Source organism: Pedobacter sp. 01T416_2, assembly GCF_056398925.1.
The window spans coordinates 1-3650 of the sequence record NZ_JBFTQI010000618.1 but is presented as its reverse complement, the minus strand read 5'-3'; the positions used below and the strand labels follow the sequence as shown (position 1 = coordinate 3650).

At 37.4% G+C, this 3650-nt stretch carries 3 protein-coding genes and 1 pseudogene; all 4 read right to left on the bottom strand.

The features are described 5' to 3' along the window. Positions 1 to 1693: pseudogene (locus AC1DPQ_RS21275) on the bottom strand (sensor histidine kinase); the annotation flags it as partial. 95 nt (positions 1694 to 1788) lie between these two features. Then, entirely contained in the window at positions 1789 to 2670 is an 882-nt protein-coding gene (fabD, locus tag AC1DPQ_RS21270; protein ID WP_477610797.1) for an ACP S-malonyltransferase, read from the bottom strand. A 122-nt stretch (positions 2671 to 2792) separates the two neighbouring features. Then, on the bottom strand, positions 2793 to 3428 hold the full coding sequence (gene folE, locus AC1DPQ_RS21265; protein ID WP_029274208.1) for a GTP cyclohydrolase I FolE: 636 nt from the start codon (positions 3426 to 3428) through the stop codon (positions 2793 to 2795). A gap of 12 nt (positions 3429 to 3440) precedes the next feature. Continuing rightward, on the bottom strand, positions 3441 to 3650 hold a 210-nt coding region (locus AC1DPQ_RS21260), incomplete at its 5' end, for a 6-pyruvoyl trahydropterin synthase family protein (protein ID WP_477610796.1).

The following is a 3650-nucleotide window of genomic DNA, read 5'->3' as shown; positions in this document are numbered from 1 at the left end:
TCGGTGGTGTATCAGAATTTTCTATCGCAGCACCCAATCTATCATATGGATAGATCTGATAATCGTAGCGGTTTAAATAGCCATCTAAATAATCTTTGATATGATTTTTGAGCACCGAGTAACTGCCTTTTCGGTTTTGAGTAAAATAGCTTGTCAGAAAATTATCTTTAACAATTTCATTCCCCAAAGTACCTAAAGCAATAATGGCATTCGGATCTTCTGACGATTGCACTTTCCTGGCCAAGGGCTCGCGCAAACTTCTTTCCTTAATATCTTTATACTTGGTGTATTTAATAGAGGTATTAAAGGCCAGGCAGAAAAATACGATGGCAAACATGCCGATTGAGAAGTTTTTTCCTTTTAAATAAACAGCCCGTGCCACGATAAATAATACAAGGGCAAAAACGATAAAAAAGGCATTAAAATCTACCGCTAGCTTGTAGATAAAAACACCTGCAAAGCCAATTAAGAAAATAATGACCCGCTCTTTATTGGTAACATTTAATTGACTGCTTACTGTTGCTGAAACAGCCGTTATCAGGTAAATCTGAAACCAGGCCAGACATAAAATCACAATACCTACCCAACTGGTACCGCTAAGCTTAAGGATATTAACGATATCGAAATTAATTTTTGAGTTAAAAATCAACCCGAAGAAAATATCATCGGTATCCCAAACTATCCGCCCTATCAACACCATCAAGCCAGCCTGAATAACAACTCCAATTATTTTGCTCCGCTTAATCCATCCCGGAAACTTATATTGYTCCTTATGGTTGTACATAAACAAGAGCAACCAGGTTAGTGCAATTACATTTAACAGAAAATCGCCAAGCGAAGGCATCAGAAAATTATCGGCATATATCCTCGGATCAAATAGATCTAAAGTAAACCTGTGGTTAAACCAACCATAATATAAATCTGTTAACCGAAATGCCAGGAAGAAAAACAACAATAAAAAAGTACCCCAGGCAATATGGCCACGCCGGGCAATAAACGAACTCAAAGAGTTAAAAAACATGCAAATGCACAACATACCGGCAACAAACAACCATAATTGCGTACCCGAATAATGAGTTTCCGCATACCCTGGCTTAACCTTAAGTCCGAATAAAAACTTATTATCCAGGCTTTTTATTACATATACATCCTTATCGGTAAAAGATGCAAATGTTAATATTTTGGTATTTGATAAAATTGGATCGATATCATTTTTAAAATACTTTGTTTCTTTAAAAGGATATTGAGATTGAATGGTGATTAAGAAAATAAGGCTAAAATCGCCCTGGGTACTTTTAATCACCTCATACCAGCCGTTATAAAAAAACAACACCGAACTACCCTCTTTTATTGTAGTTGGATCTATTTCTGATATTTTGTAGGTACTCCAGAATTTAAGCTGATTGTTTTGGTAGGTTAATAAATTTATACCACTCTTTTTGCGATAGTTATCGATAAAATCTATTGCATTATTAGGATCGAGATGAAATTGTTTGGCTTTGGCAACCTGTTTTTTATCAGTCAGAAAACTTTGAACAGATCTTTCTTTGATTAAAAGGTTGTGCTGAATCTCTTGTGCATCGTGCTCGAGGAGCTCATTTTTGGTTGTAAACCTGCTTAACGAAATAGAAGTTGCAATGAGGCAACAGCCCAAAACAAGCAATAGAAATCTTATTTTTATACCAAAGCTCATTTTCATCTACGGATAAAGATATTAAATATTGATAAAAAACAACGCCATAAACAACTGAGTTTATGGCGGTGGCAAAATATTCTATTTTGAATAAATTAAGCTATGGCAGCACTACTTGTTTGTACTTCGCGGCTTACCTTTTTAACCAATCCCTGTAAAACATTGCCTGGGCCAACTTCTACAAATTCAGTTGCACCATCGGCTAACATGTTCCCTACTGTTTGTGTCCAACGTACAGCACCCGTTAATTGTTTAATTAAATTGCCTTTAATTTCAGTTGGATCTGTATATGGCTTTGCATCAACATTTTGGTAAACCGGACAAATTGGTGCAGAAATATGAGTGGCCTCAATAGCTGCCTGTAATTCAATTTTTGCAGGTTCCATTAAAGGAGAATGGAATGCACCGCCAACATTTAGTTTTAAAGCTCTTTTAGCGCCTGCTTCTGTTAGTTTAGCACAAGCTAGGTCAATCCCTTCTATACTGCCCGAAATTACCAATTGCCCTGGGCAGTTATAATTTGCAGGAACTACCACAGCATCAATTTCTGCACAGATTTTTTCAACTACATCATCAGCTAAACCTAAAATAGCGGCCATGGTTGATGGTTGTGCTTCACATGCTTTTTGCATGGCATTTGCACGGGCAATAACCAGTTTTAATCCATCTTCAAAACTTAGTGCATTTGCGKCAACTAATGCCGAAAATTCGCCTAAGGAATGGCCTGCAACCATGTCTGGTTTAAAATCATCGCCCAACACTTTGGCTAAAATAACCGAGTGCAAAAAGATTGCCGGTTGGGTTACATTGGTTTGTTTAAGCTCCTCATCTGTTCCGCTAAACATAATATCGCTAATGCGGAAACCGATAATTTCATTGGCCTGTTCAAATAATGCTGCAGCTTTTGGGTGCTCATAAAGATCTTTACCCATACCTACAAACTGTGCTCCCTGTCCGGGAAAAATATATGCTTTCATTATAATTAGTTTGGCGTATCGCGTTTATCGGCCAGCGTTTTTATCTATTGCCCTATCTTGATACCTATTACTTTCTACTTGATACTTGTTCTTAACTCCTGATACTATTTACTTGACACAAACTAGTCTAAACTTGCGGTAATTAACCTTAAAAATTCGGCTCTTGTTTTATCGTTACTTAAAAAAGTTCCGGTAAAGGCAGATGTTGTGGTTACCGAATTTTGCTTTTGCACGCCACGCATAGACATGCATAAGTGCCTGCATTCCATTACTACTGCAACGCCCATTGGGTTAAGGGTATTTTGAATACAATCTCTGATTTCGTTCGTTAAACGTTCCTGTACCTGTAAACGACGAGCAAAAGCATCAACTACGCGTGGGATTTTACTTAAACCAACAATGTGTCCGTTAGGAATATAAGCAATATGTGCTTTACCGAAGAATGGTAGCATATGGTGTTCGCACATCGAATACACTTCAATATCCTTAACCACAACCATTTGGCTATAATCTTCTTCAAACATTGCGCCCTTCAGAATCTCATCAGGTTTTAAATCGTAACCATGTGTTAAATATTGCAGCGCTTTAGCCACGCGCTCCGGTGTTTTTAGTAAACCTTCGCGTTCTGGATTTTCGCCCAACTGGCCAAGAATATCTTTATAATGTGTAGCTACAGCTTCAATTTTATCTTCGTTGTAACGGTCTATTTTTACATAACCGTCTCTCGATTCGCCTTTCAATACGTCTTTATCGCTCATTAATTTAGGTTTTTAACCAAAGTATTCAACAAAATTATTTTCGGTCTCGTATATTTTTACGCAATGTAAAACTGCGCCGCTCTCTGCAATCGGCGCCCATAATTGTTTCCAGATTTCTATGGCCAGATTTTCTGTTGAAGCCAACTTGCCTTTCATAAAATCTACATCAAGATTCAAATTTTTATGATCAACCTTGTCTACCACATAATCATTCATTACGTC